14 protein-coding genes are annotated in these 19,319 nt (G+C 56.3%); all 14 read left to right on the top strand.

Annotated elements, in window-relative coordinates; translation table 11 throughout:
• Window positions 1–143: 143 nt before the first annotated feature.
• The 14 genes from rseP (at window position 144) to pnp (ending at window position 19,255) form a co-directional block, all read left to right on the top strand.
• Window positions 144–1,400, top strand: coding sequence for an RIP metalloprotease RseP (gene rseP, locus ABD796_RS16790; RefSeq protein ID WP_379119504.1), 1,257 nt, complete (start codon window positions 144–146; stop codon window positions 1,398–1,400).
• A gap of 136 nt (window positions 1,401–1,536) precedes the next feature.
• A complete protein-coding gene (proS, locus tag ABD796_RS16785) occupies window positions 1,537–2,985 on the top strand; it encodes a proline--tRNA ligase (protein WP_344909449.1) in 1,449 nt (482 codons plus the stop codon).
• A gap of 100 nt (window positions 2,986–3,085) precedes the next feature.
• Entirely contained in the window at window positions 3,086–7,396 is a 4,311-nt protein-coding gene (locus ABD796_RS16780; RefSeq protein ID WP_344909447.1) for a PolC-type DNA polymerase III, read from the top strand.
• A 167-nt stretch (window positions 7,397–7,563) separates the two neighbouring features.
• Window positions 7,564–8,025 (top strand): ribosome maturation factor RimP, encoded by a 462-nt coding sequence (rimP, locus tag ABD796_RS16775; protein WP_344909445.1) that lies wholly within the window; start codon window positions 7,564–7,566, stop codon window positions 8,023–8,025.
• 254 nt (window positions 8,026–8,279) lie between these two features.
• The gene (gene nusA, locus ABD796_RS16770) at window positions 8,280–9,377 is read left to right on the top strand and encodes a transcription termination factor NusA (RefSeq protein ID WP_344909444.1); all 1,098 of its coding nucleotides are present in this window, start codon (window positions 8,280–8,282) and stop codon (window positions 9,375–9,377) included.
• Window positions 9,378–9,436: 59 nt separating this feature from the next.
• A complete protein-coding gene (rnpM, locus tag ABD796_RS16765; protein ID WP_344909442.1) occupies window positions 9,437–9,760 on the top strand; it encodes an RNase P modulator RnpM in 324 nt (107 codons plus the stop codon).
• Complete coding sequence (locus ABD796_RS16760; RefSeq protein WP_344909440.1) at window positions 9,741–10,091, top strand: YlxQ family RNA-binding protein; 351 nt, start codon at window positions 9,741–9,743, stop codon at window positions 10,089–10,091. The genes rnpM and ABD796_RS16760 overlap by 20 nt, the downstream gene beginning before the upstream one ends.
• Window positions 10,092–10,125: 34 nt before the next feature.
• A complete protein-coding gene (gene infB, locus ABD796_RS16755; RefSeq protein WP_344910292.1) occupies window positions 10,126–13,116 on the top strand; it encodes a translation initiation factor IF-2 in 2,991 nt (996 codons plus the stop codon).
• A gap of 6 nt (window positions 13,117–13,122) precedes the next feature.
• Window positions 13,123–13,479, top strand: coding sequence for a 30S ribosome-binding factor RbfA (rbfA, locus tag ABD796_RS16750; protein ID WP_344909437.1), 357 nt, complete (start codon window positions 13,123–13,125; stop codon window positions 13,477–13,479).
• Window positions 13,476–14,474 carry a DHH family phosphoesterase gene (locus ABD796_RS16745; RefSeq protein WP_344909435.1) on the top strand — a complete coding sequence of 333 codons (999 nt, stop codon included), beginning with the start codon at window positions 13,476–13,478 and terminating at the stop codon, window positions 14,472–14,474. Before rbfA ends, ABD796_RS16745 begins: the two co-directional genes overlap by 4 nt.
• Window positions 14,471–15,412, top strand: coding sequence for a tRNA pseudouridine(55) synthase TruB (truB, locus tag ABD796_RS16740; protein ID WP_344909433.1), 942 nt, complete (start codon window positions 14,471–14,473; stop codon window positions 15,410–15,412). Before ABD796_RS16745 ends, truB begins: the two co-directional genes overlap by 4 nt.
• A gap of 15 nt (window positions 15,413–15,427) precedes the next feature.
• Window positions 15,428–16,390, top strand: coding sequence for a bifunctional riboflavin kinase/FAD synthetase (locus ABD796_RS16735; protein WP_344909431.1), 963 nt, complete (start codon window positions 15,428–15,430; stop codon window positions 16,388–16,390).
• A 194-nt stretch (window positions 16,391–16,584) separates the two neighbouring features.
• A complete protein-coding gene (gene rpsO, locus ABD796_RS16730; protein WP_344909429.1) occupies window positions 16,585–16,854 on the top strand; it encodes a 30S ribosomal protein S15 in 270 nt (89 codons plus the stop codon).
• 295 nt (window positions 16,855–17,149) lie between these two features.
• Window positions 17,150–19,255: a polyribonucleotide nucleotidyltransferase gene (gene pnp, locus ABD796_RS16725; protein WP_344909426.1), complete on the top strand. Its 2,106-nt coding sequence runs from the start codon at window positions 17,150–17,152 to the stop codon at window positions 19,253–19,255.
• Window positions 19,256–19,319: the final 64 nt, after the last annotated feature.

Raw genomic sequence — 19,319 nt, 5'->3', positions numbered from 1 at the left:
GGCGAGCGATGGTTCTGATCCTTGGAGCAAGCTTGTATTATAATAGAGAATAATGTTAATCTTAGTACAAGCCAAAGCTATGGGCTTATGCCCCATACGATGCTTTCCAGTCTACGGGCCAATGCCGCGGGAGGAAGATGCGTTTGTCACCTCAGGTTATATTTCAAATCGTGCTCCTGTTCTTCGTGCTCGTAACCATTCACGAATGGGGTCATTTTTACTTTGCCAAGCGGGCCGGCATTCTCGTTCGCGAATTCGCGATCGGCTTTGGACCGAAGCTGCTGTCTTTTATTCGCGGGGAAACTCGTTATACACTGCGTCTTTTGCCAATCGGGGGCTTCGTACGGATGGCCGGGGAAGATCCGGAAATCGTACAAATCCAACCCGGTCAGACGATTGCGGTCGGTCTGGAACAAGGCCGCGTAACGCGCATTTATCTGGACCAGCTCGATCAGCGCACGAACGTCGTGCAAGGAACCGTCGAGAAGATCGATCTGGAGCGGGAGCTGTCGGTTTCCCTTGACGTCGACGGAGAGCGGCTGATCTATGCGGTTCATCCGCAATCGTTTATGGTCTCCAAAGGCAAGGAAACGCAAATCGCTCCGTGGGACCGTCAGTTCGGCAGTAAAACCGTCGGACAGCGGGCATTGTCGATTTTTGCCGGACCTTTCATGAACTTCATATTGGCGTTCGTTTTGTTCGTGACCGTGCTGTTTTTGGCGGGCATGCCGGTGAATGTCAAAATCGACCGCGTCGAGCCTGACTCTCCGGCCCAGCGTGCCGGCCTCCAGGGCGGCGACGTCATTACCCGGGTGAACGGGCAGACGATTGGCGAGAACCCGAGCGATCTAACCGGTCTGATCCGGGGGTCGGCGAACAAGAAGATGGACTGGACCGTGCTGCGCGCCGGCAAGGAGCAGCAGATTCAGGTTACGCCGGAAATTCGGGAAGACAACACCGCGCTCGTTGGCGTCCGGTTAACTTCGGATAAACGCAATACGAAGTTCGGCGAGGCGTTCACCGGCGGCTGGACGAACATGGTGGAAGCGACCAAGCAGATTATGACCGGCTTCAAAACGCTGGTGCTCGGCCAGTTTACGCTGGACGACCTGGGCGGACCGGTCCGCATCGTCGAAGTGACCGGCGAGCATGCCAGCGCCGGCTTGCCGCAATATACGTTTTGGGCGGCTATCATGAGCTTGTACCTCGGCATCTTCAACCTGCTGCCATTTCCGGCTTTGGATGGCAGCAGGCTCGTCTTCCTCGCCTACGAGGCGGTGCGGGGGCGTCCGGTCGATCCGGGCAGGGAAAGCATGGTTCACTTTGTCGGCTTCGCCATGCTGATGCTGTTGATGATCGCCGTCACGTACAACGATATATTGCGCTTGATCAAAGGCTGAACACGCGCCACCCGGCAGGACACAAGCCACTTGTGTCCTGCCTGCGGTTTGCAGTCTGTTATTCCACGCGGAATTGAATAGAGTAGGTTCAAAGAGTCTGTTTTTTGAACTCGTATGAATAGGAGAAACGCTACATATGGCTAAAGAAAAGCAGTTTGTCAAAGAAATTACTCCCCAAGGCGAAGATTTTTCCCGCTGGTACTTGGACGTCATCAGCAAAGCGGAGCTTATGAGCTACTCGCCCGTACGCGGCTGTATCGTATTCCGGCCGGACGGCTATGAGATTTGGGAAAATATCCAGCGCGAGCTGGACCGGATGTTCAAGGAAACGGGCCATCGCAACGCCTACTTCCCGCTGTTTATACCGGAAAGCTTTTTTCAGAAAGAGAAAGAGCACGTCGAAGGGTTCAATCCCGAGCTGCCTTGGGTAACGGAAGCCGGCGGCGAGAAGCTGGAAGAGCGCTTGGCTATCCGTCCGACGTCGGAAACGATGATCGGTCATATGTATGCCAATTGGATCAACTCGTACCGCGACTTGCCGGTGCTGATCAACCAATGGGCGAATGTGGTCCGTTGGGAAAAACGTACGCTGCCGTTTTTGCGGACGACCGAGTTTTTATGGCAGGAAGGCCATACGGCGCACGAAGACGAGGAAGACGCCCGCAAGGAAACGATGCAGATGCTGGAAGTTTACCGCGAATTCGTCGAGAACTTCCTGGCGATTCCGGTCATCAAGGGGCAGAAGACGCCTTCCGAGAAATTCGCCGGCGCGGTCGATACGTATTCGATCGAAGCGATGATGAAGGACGGAAAAGCGGTTCAAGCCGGAACGTCGCACTATTTGGGAACCAATTTCGCACAGGCGTTCGATATTAAATATTTGGACCGGGACAATACCCAGCAATTCGTGCATACGACTTCATGGGGCGTCAGTACGCGTCTGATCGGCGCGCTTATTATGGTGCACGGCGACGACCGCGGACTTGTTCTGCCGCCGAAGGTCGCCCCGATGCAGGCGGTCGTCATTCCGATCGGTCCTCCGAAGACGCGGGATCAGGTCGTTCCGCGCGCCGAGCAGATGTTCTTCGATCTGAAGCGGGCGGGCATCCGCGTCAAGCTGGATGACAATCCGGATCAAAGCCCGGGCTGGAAGTTCAACGAATACGAGATGCGCGGCGTTCCGATCCGCATCGAGTTCGGTCCGCGCGACATGGAGAACGGACAAGCGGTGCTCGTCTCGCGCGCAACCGGCGAGAAGCGCCAGGTCAAGCTGGACGATATCGTGGAAGAAGTGCAGAAGCTGCTGGAAGAAGTGCATCAAGCGATGTACGACAACGCGAAGGCATTCCTGGAAAACAACATGAAGACGCTCGATACGCTTGACGAGATGAAAAGCTATCTGGACGCACAGCGGGGCTTCGTTCTGACCGGCTGGTGCGGCTCGGAAGCGTGCGAACGACAGGTCAAGGAAGAGTCCGGCGCTACGAGCCGGAATATTCCGTTCGAGCCGGCCGAGCGCAAGACAGTTTGCCTCGTCTGCGGCGAAAAGGCTCAGCATACGGTCGTATTCGGGAAGTCGTATTAATTGCCAGCCAGGAAACCCCAAGAAGGGATCGGGATAAGCCGCCGCGCTTAACTTCGCTTTTTGGGGTTGCTTTTTTTGAACATCGATTGGGGGGGAACGGATGAGCAACGCGACGGACAAAAGGAAACGGTTCGAGCTTCTGCTGGAGCAGTCGGCTGTTCCGAACAACGTCGTCCAAACGTATTTTGCCGACGGGTATATCGAGCGGGTCGAGTGCAGCAGAAGCAACCGGGAATGGACATTCATCATCGTAAAATCGACTCTGGTGCCTCTCGATATTCATCGGTCGGTACACAAGATGATTCAGGACAAGTTTGCGCATATCGCCAAAATCCGCATGATCGTCCATTTCGATATTGAAGTCGGCGACGAAGCGCTCATCGGTCATTATTGGAGCATGTTTCTGGAATGGGTGCAGCGCGAAGCCGTATCCGTCAACGGCTGGATGTCGAAAGCGTCGTACGCGTTCTCCTCCGGCGTCATTACGCTAAGCATGCTCGATACGGTCGGGCTGGAGATGGCTCGGAAGCGCAATGTGGACAATTGGGTGCAGCGCTTTTTCGAGGAAAACTTCGGTCGCCGTTATATCGTCAAGCTCGCGGTTAGCGAAGCGCGAACGCAAGAGTTCGAGAAGTTCGCTCAGCGGGTTGTCGAGGAAGAACGCTCCGTCATTCAGGAAATTATGACGTCCGTGGACACCGAGGCGGAGACGCCGGATGTGCCCGAGGGCGAGCTGAAGCTGATGATCGGCTACGAGATCAAGGATCCGCCCGTGCCGTTGAAAAATATATTGGAAGAAGAAAAGAAAGTGACGGTTCAGGGGCTCATCTTCGGTCTGGACAAGAAGGAACTGAAAAACGGCAACACGCTGTTCGAGTTCAAGCTGACGGATTTCTCCGACTCGCTCATGATGAAAGCTTTCGCCCGCAACAAGGAAGATTTGAAAATATTGAACCTGCTTGCCGACGGCAAATGGATTCGCGCCAGAGGCAAGGTCGAATACGACCGCTTCATGATGGTGCCCGAGCTGGTCATGATTCCCGGCGACTTGACCGAGGTAGTCGCTCCGCCCGCAAGGAAGGACGACGCTGAGGAAAAACGGGTCGAGTTGCATCTGCACACCACGCTCAGCACGATGGATGCCGTTACGTCCATCGACGAGTATATCAAGACGGCGGCTAAGTGGGGACACAAAGCGATTGCGATTACCGATCACGGCAACGTCCAGGCTTTTCCGGAGGCGAACAAGGCCGCCAAGAAGCACGGGATCAAGATGATTTACGGGATGGAAGCAAACGTCGTAAACGATTCGATCCCGGTAGTCATGAATGGAACGGACGTGCCGCTTCAGGAAGCGACTTATATCGTGTTCGACATCGAGACGACGGGGCTTTCGGTTATCAATAATAAAATCATCGAGCTGGCCGGCGTCAAGATGAAGGACGGCAAAGTGATCGACAAGTTCGAATCGTTCGTCGACCCGCACGAGAAAATCCCATATCATATTAGTCAATTGACGCATATTACCGACGATATGGTTGCCGGTGCGCCGGAGTTGGAAGAGGTGCTGCCGAAATTTATCGAATTTGTCGGCGACGGGGTGCTGGTAGCGCACAATGCCCGCTTCGACGTCGGCTTTATACAGGAGTTTTGCAAGCGGCTCGGCTTGCCGGCTGTTCCGAATCCGGTGCTCGATACGCTGGAGCTGGCCCGCATCCAGTACCCGACGCTCAAAAATCACCGTCTCAACACGCTATCCGACAAGTTCAAGGTCGGGCTGGAAAACCATCACCGCGCAGTCGACGACTCGGCGGCGCTCGGTCAGGTGCTGTTCCACATGTTGAAGGATGCCGCAGAGCGCGGCAAGACGACGCTGCTCGAGCTGAACGACGAGGTCGGCAAAGACTTGTCCAACGTCCGGCCGTTCCATTGTTGTCTGTATGCCAAAAACTTGATCGGCAAAAAGAACTTATTCAAGCTCGTATCCTTATCCCATACCGAATATTTCAAAAGAGTCCCCTGCATCCCGCGGAGCAAGCTGATCGAGCTGCGGGAAGGCTTGCTTATTTCCTCCGGCTGCGAGAAGGGCGAGTTTTACGAGGCCGTGCAGAACAAATCCGTCGAGGAGGCCGAGCAGGTCGCCGAGTTTTACGACGTGCTGGAAGTACAGCCGATCGGCGTCAACATGCATCTTGTCGACAAAGGTCTGGTAGGCAGCCGGCTGGAGCTGGAGGAGGCGAACCGCCGTATCGTGCAGATCGCCGAGAAGCAGGGCAAGTGGGTAATCGCCACCGGCAACGTCCATTACTTGAATCCACGGGAAAAAATCCATCGCGATATCGCGATTCATGGCATTACCGGCTTCAGCCCGCTAAAGGATATGAAGAAACCGGACGTTCATTTTCGCACGACCCGCGAAATGCTGGACGAATTCGCCCATTTGGGCGAAGAGAAGGCCTATGAAGCGGTCGTTACGAATACGAACCGCGTTGCCGATTTGATCGAGCAGTACGACCTGTTTCCCAAAGAGTTGTTTACGCCGGTTATCGAAGGGGCCGAAGAGGAAATTCGCACGACCTGCTACAAGACGGCGACGGAGCTGTATGGCGAGACGCTCCCCGAGGTTGTCGTCCAGAGGCTGGAAAAAGAGCTGAAGCCGATTATCAATTACGGCTTCTCGGCGAACTATCTCATATCTGCGCGGCTGGTGAAAAAGTCCAACGAGGACGGCTATCTCGTCGGCTCGCGGGGCTCCGTCGGCTCGTCGGTCGTCGCTACGTTTCTGGGCATATCCGAGGTTAACCCGCTCCCGCCGCATTACATGTGCCCGTCCTGCAAAAACAGCGAATGGTTCCTCGACGGCAGCGTGCCGAGCGGCTTCGACCTGCCTAACAAAGACTGCCCGCAATGCGGCGTCAAGATGAAGGGCGAGGGACAGGACATTCCGTTCGAAACGTTCCTCGGCTTCAAAGGCGACAAAGTGCCCGATATCGACTTGAACTTTTCCGGGGAATACCAGCCGGAAGCGCACAACTATACGAAGGTGTTGTTCAGCGAGAAATGCGTATTCCGGGCCGGTACGATCGGTACGGTAGCGGAAAAGACGGCATTCGGCTACGTAAAGAAGTACGAAGAAGAGTATGGGCACAAATGGCGCACCGCCGAGGTGCTCCGTCTTGCCCAAGGGTGCACCGGAGTCAAGCGCAGCACCGGCCAGCATCCCGGCGGCATCGTCGTCGTTCCAGACTACATCGAGGTCGAGGACGTCACGCCGGTGCAGTACCCGGCGGACGATACGAAGGCGGAATGGAAGACGACCCATTTCGACTATCACGCCTTCGAGGAAAATCTGCTCAAGCTTGACATACTCGGACACGACGATCCGACGATGATGCGCATGCTGCAGGACTTGACCGGCATCGATCCGACGACGCTTCCGATGAACGATCCGAAAGTCATGAGCATGTTCAACTCCACGACGGCGATCGGCGTATCGCCGGAACAAATTCGGTCCCCTGTCGCCACTTACGGCGTCCCGGAGATGGGTACGAAATTCGTCCGCCAAATGCTTCAGGAAACCCAGCCGTCGACGTTTGCCGACTTGCTGCAAATATCCGGGCTATCCCACGGTACCGGCGTCTGGCTGGGCAACGCCCAGGAGCTGATCCGCAACAATACGTGCAACATCAAAACGGTTATCGGCTGCCGAGACGACATCATGCTGTACTTGATTTACAAAGCCGGGCTTGACGCCGGACTCGCCTTCAAAATTACCGAAAGCGTGCGGAAAGGCCGGGGGCTGACGGACGAGTGGATCGAAGAAATGAAAAACCACAAAGTACCGAAATGGTACATCGACTCGTGCCTGAAAATCGAGTACATGTTCCCGAAGGCGCATGCCGCCGCTTACGTTATTTCCGCGGTCCGCACCGCGTATTTCAAGCTGTATCATCCGATCGCGTTTTATGCGACATATTTTTCGGTACGTGCCTCGGAGGATTTCGATATCGAGCTGTGCTGCCAAGGATACGAGGCGATCAAAGCGAAGCTGATCGAGATCGAGGCCAAAGGCTTTCAGGCGGCGCCAAAGGAAAAAGCGATGGTATCGGTGCTGGAGATGGCGCTGGAAATGACGGCGCGCGGCTTCTCGTTCAAGAGCATCGATCTGTACCGCTCGGACGCGACCCGTTTCCGGATCGACGAGAATGCGCTGATTCCTCCGTTCTCGGCTATCCAGGGCGTTGGCGAGAATGCGGCGCGCAATATCGCGGCGGCCTGCGAGGAAGGTTCGTTCCTATCGATCGAAGACTTCCAATCGAAAGCGAAGGCGACCAAAACGATCGTCGAGCTGCTCGGTAATATGGGCTGCTTCCGCGGGCTCCCGGAATCGAATCAGCTCTCCTTGTTCTAAGGGATATCGCTCGATTCCGGTTGTAAGGAAACAACTGTTATGGTATAATCATTTTTGGTAATAATGAGAGTGGATAGATCGTGTCGACAGGAGAGTGGGGAAACCCACTCTTTACGTTTTACTGCACATTTCGGAGGCTACCCGGCGTAGCGTAAGGAGGTCGAGCCATGGCTCAACAACAGATTAAAGCAGCCGTGGAAGAGATGCTTGCTTCCTTTCTGGAGCGGGAAGGGTTCGAGCTGGTAGACATCGAGTACGTGAAGGAGGGCAGCAATTGGTTCCTTCGCGTCTTTGTAGATAAAGAGGGCGGCATCGACATCGAGGATTGTGGACGGATCAGCGAGTTTTTGAGCGAGAAGCTGGACGAGAAGGACCCGATCCCGACCGCCTATTTCCTGGAGGTGTCTTCCCCAGGCGCCGAGCGACCGCTCAAAAAGCCTCAGGACTACGTCAAGGCGGTTGGCAAGCAGGTATTTGTAACGACGTACGAGCCGATAGACGGTGTGAAAGAATTCGAGGGAAAGCTGCTCGATTATAATGAAGCGTTTGTCGTCGTGCAAAGCGCAAACCGCAAGACGGAAATTCCGGCAAGCAAAATCGCAAGCGCGCGGCTGGCTATCTTATTCTAGTACATAGCCCAAACCTTATGCCGTATTCATGAAATGGACGAATCCCTTGCCCGGCAAGAGATTCGACCTTTTCGAATATAGAGGGTTGCTTTGGCTTTGTACGTTACGAAGCCGGCTGACCGAGCGTATTCGGGTAAGTTCTGTCGCTTGCCGCCAGGAGCTGGTCCCATGGCGAGCAAGAAGAGGCGGCGCCCCTTTTCGGGTCAGGGCGCTTGCGCAGCATTGGAAGCATTGAAAGGGGGAGTTCCCAAACCATGAATATGGAGTTTATCGAAGCGTTGTCGGATATCGAGCGGGAAAAAGGAATAGCCAAGGAAGTTTTGATCGATGCGATCGAAGCGGCCTTGATTTCAAGCTATAAACGAAATTTCAACACGGCGCAAAACGTGCGGGTCGACATTAACCGTCACACCGGACTGATTAAAGTATATGCCCGCAAGACCGTCGTCGACGACGTGCTCGATCCGCGTCTGGAAATCTCCCAGCATGCGTCGAGAGAAATCAATCCGAATTTCCAGCTGAACGATATTGTGGAGATCGAAGTAACGCCCCGCGATTTCGGGCGGATTGCGGCCCAGACGGCGAAACAGGTCGTTACCCAGCGCATTCGCGAAGCTGAGCGCGGACTGATCTACAACGCGTTTATCGATCGCGAGGAAGATATCGTGACCGGTACCGTACAGCGCCAGGACCTGCGCAACATTTATTTGGATCTCGGCAAGGTGGAAGCGGTGCTTCCGCTTAGCGAGCTGATGCAAGGCGAGAAATTCAAACATCAGGACCGGATCAAGGCGTTCATCACGAAAGTGGAGAATACGACCAAGGGTCCGCAAATCATATTGTCCCGTACGCACCCGGGGCTGCTGAAGCGGCTGTTCGAGCTGGAGGTTCCGGAAATTTACGACGGTGTCGTGGAAATTCGCTCCGTCGCCCGCGAAGCCGGCTTCCGTTCGAAAATCGCCGTTTACTCGCGCAATGCGGAGGTCGACCCGGTCGGCTCCTGCGTCGGTCCGAAAGGAACCCGCGTACAGACGATCGTCGGCGAGCTGCGCGGCGAGAAGATCGACATCGTGCGCTGGTCGGAGAGCGTCGAGGAATACGTGGCTAATGCGCTTAGCCCTTCCAAAGTGCTTGAGGTCAACGTGTTCGAGGCGGAGAAGATGGCCCGCGTCATCGTGCCGGATCACCAGTTGTCGCTCGCCATCGGCATCAAGGGGCAGAACGCCCGTCTGGCCGCCAAGCTGACCGGCTGGAAAATCGATATCAAGAGCGAAACGCAAGCCGAACAGGAGCTGGGCCGGCCGCGCACGTCGGGAGAAGAAATGCCCCAGGATTCCGTCAGCATCGACTGATTCCGCTCAAGCGGGCTCTTATGCCGGGGCGACAAACTATTTGTTCAGGTGGGATCGCCGTGAAAGTAAGAAAAGTACCGCAGCGCAAATGCACCATTTGCCAAAAGACGTTGTCCAAGCGCGAAATGCTGCGCATCGTCCGGACCCCGGAAGGCGAAGTCGAACTCGACCTGACGGGCAAGAAAAACGGACGCGGCGCTTATATATGCGGAGATGCGGAAGCGTTCAAAAAAGCGAGAAAAACGAAAGCGTTCGAGCGCGCTCTCAAAGTAACACTAAGCCCTGAGCAATACGACAACCTGGAGCAGTCTTTCCTGGCCGTGCAGGGCAAATTCAAATCGGTCAGCTGCGGAAAGCCCGACAATGAACAAGCCGAATCATAAGGCGTTGTCGTTTCTGGGGCTTGCCATGAGGGCAGGCAAGCTGGCGATCGGCGACGAAGGCGCGTTAAAGGCGGTCCGCTCGGGACAGGCTCGTCTCGTCGTCTTGGCCGAGGACGCTTCTGACAATACGCGCAAGAAATTTCAGGACAAATGCGCCCATTACAACGTCGATTTGGTGGAATGCTTCGACCGGTATGAGCTGGGAGCCGCGATCGGCAAAGAAGCCAGGGTGCTCGTCGCCGTAGTGGATGCAGGGTTCGCGCAAAAAATCAAGTCGTTTCTCGTAAAACCCTCGGAGGTGGAACCTATTGAGCAATCAAGACAAAGATAAGTTACGGGTATACGAATATGCGAAGTCGTTAAATATGAGCAGCAAAGAAATTATTACGATTTTAAAAAGATTGAGTGTACCCGTAAACAACCATATGAGCGTAATGGAAAATGACGCGGTCGACAAGGTCGAAAAGTTTTTCCGTGATGTTAAAGCGAATGCGGCCGCTAAGCGGGCCGGCAATGAAGGGGGAGGCGCAGTGACGCAAGGCGGCAGACCAACACCAAGACCGAATGGAGGCGACCGTCCGCAAGGAGGAGATCGCCCGCAAGGCGAACGCAACGATCGTCCGCAAGGGGAGCGCAATGATCGTCCACAGGGGGAGCGCAACGATCGTCCGCAGGGCGAACGCAATGATCGTCCGCAGGGCGAACGCAATGATCGTCCGCAAGGCCAAGGCCAAGGCGGAGAGCGCCGCTACGACAACAACCGTCCGCCGTATCAAGGCAACCGTCCACAGGGCGGAGGCCAAGGTGGTCAAGGCGGAGGCCGTCCATACGGCGACCGCCCGCAAGGCGACCGTCCGCAAGGCCAAGGCCAAGGCGGAGAGCGCCGCTACGACAACAACCGTCCGCCGTATCAAGGCAACCGTCCGCAGGGCGGAGGCCAAGGCGGTCAAGGCGGAGGCCGTCCCTACGGCGATCGCCCGCAAGGCGACCGTCCGCAAGGCCAAGGCCAAGGCGGAAGCCGTCCGCCGTATCAAGGCAACCGTCCGCAGGGCGGAGGCCAAGGTGGTCAAGGCGGAGGCCGTCCGTACGGCGATCGCCCGCAAGGCGACCGTCCGCAAGGCCAAGGCCAAGGCGGAAGCCGTCCGCCGTATCAAGGCAACCGTCCGCAGGGCGGAGGCCAAGGTGGCCAAGGAGGAGGCCGTCCGTTCGGCGACCGTCCGCAAGGCGGGGGCGGCCAAGGAGGCCGTCCGTTCGGTCAAGGCGGGGGCCAGGGAGGTCGTCCGCAGCAAGGCGGGGCGTCTAGACCTCCTGCTGCTGCCGCTCCTGTCGCAACGTCCCGTCCGCCTGCGCCTCGCACGGACCGCGACCGCGGCTATCAGGACCGTGACCGCGCCGGAGCGGTTAAGAACGCCGATCCGCGCTTTAATAAAGCCGAAGTGATTCGTACAACGGTTGAGAATTTGGATGATATTAATGTAACGCAAGGCCGTCCCAAGAAGCCGAGACCGGGACAAAACAACCGTTCCGGGGGAGCGGGCAACCGCGGTGGCAAAGGCAGAGGCCGCCATCAGGTTGAAGTCGTCCGTAAGGAAAAGATCGACAACACGCCGAAAAAAATTATCGTGCGCGGCACGATGACGGTAGGCGAGCTTTGCAAGCTGCTGCATAAGGATGCCTCCGAAGTCATCAAGAAGCTGTTGTTCCTCGGAACGATGGCTACGATCAATCAGGAGCTCGATCTCGACACGATTTTGCTCGTTGCCGGGGAATTTAAGGTTGACGTGGAAGTGAAGCTGCCTGTCGAGGAAGACAATTTCGAGACGATCGAAGAGAAGGACGATGCCGAAGATCTGATCGAGCGTCCGCCGGTCGTCACGATTATGGGTCACGTCGACCACGGCAAGACGACGCTCCTCGATGCGATCCGCCAGACGAATGTGACCGAAGGCGAAGCCGGGGGCATTACCCAGCATATCGGGGCGTACCAAGTCGAGATCAAGAACAAGAAAATTACGTTCCTGGATACTCCGGGCCACGAAGCGTTCACGTCCATGCGGGCGCGCGGCGCGCAAGTGACCGACATCACGATTATCGTCGTGGCCGCCGACGACGGCGTTATGCCGCAGACGGTGGAAGCGATCAGCCATGCGAAAGCGGCGAACGTGCCGATTATCGTAGCGGTGAACAAAATCGACAAGCCGGATGCCAATCCGGATAAAATCAAGCAGGAATTGACCGAGTACAACCTCGTGCCGGAAGAATGGGGCGGGGATACGATTTTCGTCAACATTTCGGCGAAGCAGCGTCAAGGCCTCGAAGATTTATTGGAAATGATTCTGCTCGTGGCCGAAGTTCAGGAGTTCAAAGCCAATCCGAATAAGCGCGCGAGAGGTACCGTAATTGAAGCCGAGCTCGATAAAGGCAAGGGCCCAGTGGCTCGCGTCCTCATACAGCACGGAACATTGAAGATTGGCGATGCTTTCGTTGCCGGTGTCTGCTTCGGACGCGTCCGGGCGATGGTCAACGACAAGGGACGCCGTCTCAAGGAAGCCGGGCCTTCGACGCCGGTGGAAATTACCGGTCTTACCGAAGTGCCGCAAGCCGGGGACCCGCTGCTGGCATTCGAGGACGAGCGCAAGGCAAGAGCGATAGCCGAAAGACGGATGACGACTCACCGTCAATCGACGATAGGCGCCAATACGCGCGTAACCTTGGACGATCTGTACAAACATATCAAGGATGGCGAGATTAAAGACTTGTTCGTTATCATCAAGGGCGACGTGCAAGGTTCTGTCGAAGCGCTGAAAGGATCGCTCGAGAAAATCGAAGTGGAAGGCGTCCGCGTAAAAATTATTCACAACGGCGTCGGAGCGATTACGGAATCGGATATTATTCTCGCTTCCGCCTCCAATGCGATTATTATCGGCTTCAACGTCCGTCCGGAGCCGGCGGCAATGGCGACGGCCGATCAGGAAAAAGTCGATATCCGTCTTCACAGCATCATTTACAAAGTAATCGAGGAAATCGAGCAGGCGATGAAGGGCATGCTGGACCCGGTATACAAAGAAGCCGTTATCGGCCAGGCCGAGGTGCGCAACCTGTTCAAAGTCAGCAAAATCGGCACGATCGCCGGCTGCATGATCACGTCGGGCAAAATTACCCGTGCGGCGGAGCTTCGTCTCATTCGCGGAGGCATCGTTGTCTTTACGGGCAAAGTCGATTCGCTCAAGCGGTTCAAGGACGATGTGCGTGAAGTGTCCCAAGGGTACGAGTGCGGGATTTCCATCGAGAAGTTCAATGATATCCGCGAAGGCGACATTATCGAGGCGTTCGTGATGGAAACCGTAGAAAGGTGATGACCGATGGCAAAAGTACGAGTAGGCCGCGTCGGCGAGCAAATTAAAAAAGAACTGAGTCAAATTTTGCAGTCGGAGCTGAAAGACCCTCGCGTCGGTTTCATTACCGTGACCGGGGTCGACGTCACGAACGATTTATCGCAGGCCAAAGTGTTTCTTAGCGTTCTCGGAACGGAGCAGCAGAAGGAAGATTCGCTTAAGGCGATAGCCAAGGCGACCGGGTTTATCCGGTCCGAGCTCGGCAAACGAATTCGCCTGCGGATTACGCCGGAGCTGCAGTTCCAATTCGACGCTTCCATTGAATACGGCAGCCGGATCGATCAACTGCTCAATCAGATCAACGGCGGAAAGCCGGACGCATGAGGGCTCCTCTCGATGCTGTACAGTACCGGAAGCAGCTGGCAGCAGCACGGACGTTCATCGAGGAGCACGACGATTTTCTCGTCGTCGCTCACGTGAACCCCGACGGCGATGCCGCCAGCTCGACGCTGGCGGTCGGCATGCTGCTGGATCGTCTCGGCAAACGGTATACGATGGCCAATCAGGACAAGCTGCCGGACAAGTTCGGTTATATAACCGGCTTTGACCGGCTGCTTCGTTATGAGGACGGACAGCCGAAGCAACCCTGGAGCTGCATCATCAGCGTCGATTGCGCGGACTTCCAGCGGATCGGCAAAGTAAGGGAATGGTTCGCGGACGGCTTCAAGCTGCTGAACATCGATCATCATCCGACGAACGACGGCTTCGGCGACGTAGCTTTGATCCAGTCCAGCGCAGCGGCAACGGTAGAAATTTTGTACGACTTGGCCTCCGAGCTAAGCTGCCCGATGCCGCTCGAGCTGGCTACGGCGATTTATACCGGGCTGCTGACCGATACGGGCGGCTTCCGCTACTCGAATACGAGTCCGAAAGTGATGGGCATGGCCTCCGAACTGCTGGCTCTGGGCGTGAGCGGCCATCGGCTTGCCGAGATGGCGCTAGAGAGGATTACGCTCTCGCACGTCTCGATACTCAAGCTGGCGCTTGGCACGCTGACGTTCGCTTACGATCGGAAAGTCAGCTGGATGACGGTGTCCCCCGAGCAAATGCGCGAGTCGGGCGCTACATCGGAAGATATGGACGGACTGATCCTGTATCCCCGCAATATCGAAGGGGTGGAAGTCGGACTGTTGTTCAAGCAGACGGACGAACAAACGGTGAAAGTCAGCTTCCGTTCCAATGGCCGCGTCGACGTGGCTCGCATCGCCCAATCGTTCGGCGGCGGGGGACATGCCCGCGCTTCCGGCTGCACGCTGATCGGGGCTATGCCGGACGTCGTTCAACAGGTTATAAAGGAAGTAGGGCAGTCGTTGCCATGAACTATGAAGGGGTATTGCCGGTAAACAAGCCGGCCGGCTTCACGTCTCACGACGTCGTGGCCAAAGTCCGGCGGTTGCTAGGCATGAAACGGATCGGTCATACGGGTACGCTCGACCCCCAGGTGACAGGCGTTCTGCCTCTTTGCCTGGGCCGGGCTACCCGGTTTGTGGAATATATTCAGGAACTGCCCAAGGAGTATGAGGCAGAACTGACCATCGGCTACAGCACCGACACCGAAGACTGGACGGGGGAAACGGTCGAGCGTCTGAATCCGGGCGAGGCGGTTCTCACGGAACAGAATGTGGCCGCAGCGTTATCGGCGTTCATCGGCACGATCGAGCAGGTACCTCCGATGTACTCCGCCGTCAAGGTTGGCGGCAAGAAGCTGTATGAACTGGCGCGCGAAGGCAAGGAGATCGAGCGCAAGGCGAGAACGGTCGAGATCTACGAGTTGGAGACGACCGGACTGGAGCTGACGTCCGATTATCCCACAATCCGCTTTCGCGTGCTATGTTCCAAAGGAACTTATATTCGTACGTTATGCGTCGATATCGGCAAAGCGCTCGGCTATCCGGCGGTGATGACCGGGCTCGTGCGCAGCCGCTCGGGCTCGCTCGGGCTTGCCGATTGCCTCAGCCTGGAGCAGATTGGAGAGCTTCATCTGGCTGGCGCGCTGGATGCCCGCATCATCCCCGGCGACCGTTTGGCGACGCATTTGCCGGCGTGCACCGTATCGGAGTTGGACGCGGCGCACGCGGCGCAAGGAAAAACCGTTCCTTTTCCGGACGGGGCGCCGCTGCCGGAACAGCCGGGATTGGTCCGGACGTACGACCCGAAGGGCGGGTTTGTCGGCCTGTTCCGTCTGGATGCCGATAGCCGGACGCTGCGTCCGGAGAAAGTGTTCGCGTTAAGCCCATCCCGGCCTGAGGCCGAGTAGCAGGTGACAATGGACATGCGATCAATAACGCTGCAATATCCTATATCGTTTCCGGTCGAGGGCATGCCCGAAGGCGGGCAAGTGCTGGCGATCGGAGAGTTTGACGGGCTGCATCTCGGCCATCGCGAGGTGGTGCGCAGAGCAGTGGAGACGGCGGGGAAGCTGGGGCTTCCCGCCGCCATCATGACGTTCGATCCTCATCCGAGGGAAGTGCTGGGGCAAGACAAGTACGTGAGGCACATTACCCCGGTTCCCAAAAAGCTGGAGCTGCTGGCCGAGGCCGGCATCGACGTCGCCTATATCGTCCGTTTCGATCCGGCCTTTTCGCGGATCAGCCCGGCCGAGTTTGTCGACCATATGCTGATGGGCCTGCGGGTCAATACCGTTGTCGTCGGCTTCGATTTCCGTTTCGGACATAAAAGCGAGGGGCATGCGGACACGTTGTGCGACCTTGCGGCCGGGCGGTTTGCCGTGGAGGTCGTGAGACCGTTCCATATGGACGGCGTCAAGATCAGCAGCACGCTGGTCCGCGACTATTTGGAGCAAGGCGACGTAATCCGTGCCGGCAAATTGCTCGGACGCGGCTATACGCTGACCGGAGAAGTGGTGCACGGGGCCGAGCGCGGCAGGCTGCTCGGCTTTCCGACAGCCAACGTCGAGCTGGACGAGCCGTACATTGTACCGGCCAACGGCGTGTACGCCGTCCGTTTCGAGCGGGCGGGGCGCATTTACGCGGGCGTCATGAACATCGGCACGAAGCCTACTTTCGAGGATACGACGAGAAGGACGCTGGAAACCCACCTGTTCGACTTCAATGAATCGATTTACGGCGAAAAGGTCGGTTTGGAACTAGTCGCGTACATTCGGCCGGAACGAAAATTCGCTTCGGTCGACGAGCTTGTCGACCAGATCGGACGCGACTCGCAGCAAGCCAGGGAACTGCTTCTGCACGACGGCGCCGTCAACGGTTCGGCGTAATCGACGGGCCGCCGCGTTTTTGTTGCAAAATCGGCGGGCAGTTGTTTCCAACGTTTACTTTGCCCTAGCATATGTGCTATACTAATTTTCGTTGCCCGGCAGACGGATGCAACGGAACCTTGGCTCGGTAGCTAGATCTCACCGTCTTCTTCTGGGCTAACGGCGATTATTTGACGAATAGGGAGGTGAACAGCATGGCATTGACTCAAGAACGCAAAACCCAACTGATCCAGGATTACAAGAAACATGAATCCGATACGGGATCTCCGGAAGTGCAAGTCGCTATCCTTACGGAAAACATCGTGAACCTGACTAACCATCTTCGCGTGCACAAGAAGGATCATCACTCGCGCCGCGGATTGTTGAAAATGGTAGGTCAACGCCGTAAGCTGTTGGCATACTTGAAAAACAACGATGTCAGCCGCTACAGCGCTTTGATCGAACGTCTGGGACTTCGCAGATAATGTTTCAGGGACAAAAAACAACCTTATCGGCTTGTTGCCGTACGGTTGTTTTTTTCTGAGCATGCATTCAATGGCTCCCCCGAAAGAAACCGGCTGGAGCCGGTACAAAGTCAACGCTCCACCGTCCTTTGCGGCCGGAAGGCCGTAACGCAGAGGCGCTTCGCCCGGATTGACTTTGTACTTGCCGCAGCCGTTGCTTTCGGGGGAATTTTCTTGTGCAAGAAGGAAATACTGGTTGTTATGAAGAAGTAATGCAGAGTCGCCAGCAACACTACATACGAGCAGGAGGGATTCTATGGAAAAGAAGGTGCGCATGGACCTTGGCGGACGGCCGTTCGAATTTGAAACGGGACGTTTGGCCAAGCAGGCGAATGGCGCTGTGCTCGTTCGTTATGGAGAAACCGTCGTGCTCTGCACGGTCACGGCTTCGAGCGAGCCGAAAGATTTGGATTTTTTTCCGCTGACGGTCAATTATGAGGAGCGTTTGTACGCCGTCGGGAAAATTCCCGGAGGCTTTATTAAGCGCGAAGGCCGTCCGAGCGAGAAAGCGATTCTGGCCGGCCGTCTGACCGACCGCACGATCCGTCCGCTGTTCCCCGAAGGGTTCCGCAATGACGTGCAAATCGTCGCCATGGTGATGAGCGTGGATCAGGACTGCCCGCCGGAAATTGCTGCCATGATCGGCACTTCCGCCGCATTGGCCGTTTCCGATGTGCCGTTCAACGGACCGATCGGAGGCGTTATCGTCGGTCGAATCGACGGGAAGTTTATTATTAACCCGAACCATGAGCAAGAACAGAAGAGCGACATGTACGTCGTCGTCGCCGGTACGAAAGACGCCATCATGATGGTCGAGGCCGAAGCGAACGAAGTGCCGGAGGAAGATATTCTCGAGGCGATTATGTTCGGTCACGAGGAAATCAAGAAGACGGTTGCCGTTCAGGAGCAGTTCGTCGCGGAAGCCGGCAAGCCGAAGATGGAAGTCAAGCTGCACGCCGTCGACGAGCAGGTTAATGCCGATGTGCGCGGCTTCGCGAGCGCTCGTCTGGTAGAAGCGGTCCGCATCCAGGAGAAGCATGCCCGCCAAAACGCGATCGACGCGATCAATGCGGAAACGGTCGAGCATTTCGTCCAAGCATATTCGGAAGCGCCGGAACGTTTGAAGGACGTCAAGGAAGTGCTGTACGACATCGTCAAAGAAGAAGTGCGCCGCCTCATTACGCACGATAAGGTTCGTCCGGACGGCCGCGCTTTGGCGGAAATCCGCCCGATCGAATGCGATACCTCCATTTTGCCGCGTACGCACGGCTCCGGCTTGTTCACGCGCGGTCAAACGCAGGCGCTCAGCATTTGTACGCTTGGCGCATTGGGCGACGTGCAAATTTTGGATGGACTCGATCTGGAAGAAACGAAACGGTTCATGCATCACTACAACTTTCCTCCGTTCAGCGTAGGCGAAGCGAGACCGCTGCGTGCGCCGGGACGCCGGGAAATCGGGCATGGCGCATTGGGCGAACGCGCATTGTCCAAAGTCATTCCGCCGGAGTCGGAATTCCCGTATACGATCCGTCTCGTATCCGAGGTGCTGGAATCGAACGGTTCAACCTCGCAAGCGAGCATCTGCGCCAGCACGATGGCCATGATGGATGCGGGCGTACCGATCAAAGCGCCGGTTGCAGGCGTTGCGATGGGCTTGATCAAGGACGGCGACCATTTCTCGATCCTGACCGACATTCAAGGGATGGAAGATCATCTCGGCGATATGGACTTCAAGGTGGCGGGAACGGCAGCCGGGGTTACGGCCATCCAGATGGATATTAAAATCGACGGCATCGACCGGGCGATCCTGACCGAGTCGTTGGGACAAGCGAAGGAAGGCCGGATGTTCATTCTGAGCAAAATGACGGAAGCGATCGATGCTCCGCGCAAAGCGCTATCCCCGTATGCTCCGAAGATCATTATCATGCACATCAATCCGGACAAAATCCGCGAAGTCATCGGAGCCGGCGGCAAAATCATCAACAAAATCATCGAGGAAACGGGCGTCAAGATCGATATCGAGCAAGACGGTACCGTGTTCATCGCTTCTTCCAATGCGGAAATGAACGAGAAGGCGAAGTCGATCATCGAAGGCATCGTTCGCGAAGTCGTTATCGGGGAAGTATACCTGGGAACAGTTCGTCGGATCGAGAAGTTCGGCGCATTTGTGGAAATTTTGCCGGGTAAAGACGGTTTGGTTCACATCTCGCAAATTTCCAACGAGCGTGTAGCTAAGGTTGAGGATGTCCTGAAAATCGGCGACCAGATTACGGTCAAAGTAACGGAGATTGACAATCAGGGGCGCGTTAACCTGTCCCGTAAAGCAACGCTTGCCGCACCGCAAGTTCCGGCCCAAAGCTAGGTTTTGGGCCAACCGTTTTGCGGCGTATAACCGAATACGACGTTTTATCCCAAAGAGCCAGAGC

Source organism: Paenibacillus hodogayensis (assembly GCF_039536325.1).
In the GTDB taxonomy this organism is placed as follows: Bacteria; Bacillota; Bacilli; order Paenibacillales; family NBRC-103111; genus Paenibacillus_AB; species Paenibacillus_AB hodogayensis.
The sequence above is the reverse complement of the archived record's forward strand: the minus strand, read 5'-3'. Positions and strand labels throughout refer to the sequence as shown.